1 protein-coding gene is annotated in these 205 nt (G+C 67.3%); it reads right to left on the bottom strand.

Annotated elements, in window-relative coordinates:
- A partial coding sequence (locus H7J73_RS20510; RefSeq protein WP_264069484.1) for an HNH endonuclease signature motif containing protein occupies nt 1–205 on the bottom strand: 205 nt, incomplete at both ends.

The raw sequence follows: 205 nt of genomic DNA, 5'->3' as shown, positions 1-205 counted from the left end.
TGACGAGGCGGTTGTGGGGGCCGCAGGCCAGGGTGAGGTCGTTGATGTTGGTGTGGCCGTCATCGGCCCAGTCGCATTCGGCGTGGTGGACTTCGGTGAGGAACCCGGGGACGGTGCAGCCGGGGAATGTGCAGCCGCGGTCTTTGGCGTGCAGGACGATCCGCTGATCGGCCGAGGCGATCCGCTTGCTGCGACCCAAGTCCAG

It is taken from the genome of Mycolicibacterium komossense, assembly GCF_025822605.1.
In the GTDB taxonomy this organism is placed as follows: domain Bacteria; phylum Actinomycetota; class Actinomycetes; order Mycobacteriales; family Mycobacteriaceae; genus Mycobacterium; species Mycobacterium komossense.
Note: the sequence above shows the minus strand (reverse complement) of the source record. Positions and strands in the feature narration are given on the sequence as shown.